This window comes from Bergeriella denitrificans NBRC 102155 (genome assembly GCF_001592185.1).
Lineage (GTDB): Bacteria > Pseudomonadota > Gammaproteobacteria > Burkholderiales > Neisseriaceae > Neisseria > Neisseria denitrificans.
Genome location: NZ_BCWL01000373.1, coordinates 1 through 718, shown reverse-complemented (window position 1 = coordinate 718; position 718 = coordinate 1). Strand labels below are relative to the sequence as shown.

1 protein-coding gene is annotated in these 718 nt (G+C 47.8%); it reads right to left on the bottom strand.

Annotated elements, in window-relative coordinates:
* Positions 1 to 100 precede the first annotated feature (100 nt).
* Positions 101 to 403, bottom strand: coding sequence for a hypothetical protein (locus BDE01S_RS10875; RefSeq protein WP_082790480.1), 303 nt, complete (start codon positions 401 to 403; stop codon positions 101 to 103).
* Between the last annotated feature and the right edge of the window lie 315 nt (positions 404 to 718).

Genomic DNA, 718 nt, shown 5'->3' with positions numbered 1-718 from the left:
ATTCAGGCAAACGGCGCGCTAAAAACGACTGAGGCCGTCTGAAAAAACAAAAGCAGGATACGCGGGGTATCCTGCTTTTTCGCTATTCTGTAACAGAATATTATTTAGCAACTTCAGAAGCGGCAGCTTCAACAGCAGAAGCAGCTTCGGCAACAGCAGAAGCAGCAGCGGCAGTCGCGTCAGAAGCAGCACCTTGTACTTCAGAAGCAACGGCAGCAGCAGCGTCGCCGGTCGCTTCAACAGCAGAAGCAGCAGTGGCTTCAACGGCAGAAGCAGTAGCCTCAACAGCAGATGCAGTCGCTTCAACGGCAGAAGCAGCAGCTTCTTTGGCAGAGTCGGCAGCACCGCCGCAAGCAGCCAAAGTCAGAGACAACAAAGCAGCAGCCAACAGAGATTTTTTCATTTTATGATACCTTTTAAATCGATTCAAAATAACTAAAAATGGCCGTCACCGGCCTCTACAAGTAGAAAATTCATTGCTGAATTTCCCATATTATGCCTTAGCGGATAGACAGATGCAACGGCTTCTACCGTTAGAGTAAGCAAAATCAATCGTTGCGGCAGATTTTGCGCGTGCAAAAAGCGGCGCTGTTATTTTCCGACACCGCCCCGCCCGCGCGGCACGCCGACAAACCCAATATTTTTCAACATTTTATTAGTTTTAAGTTTTGTAAATCCAAAAATATGGGCAAATTTTCAGCCAGATAGCGATTTTCCC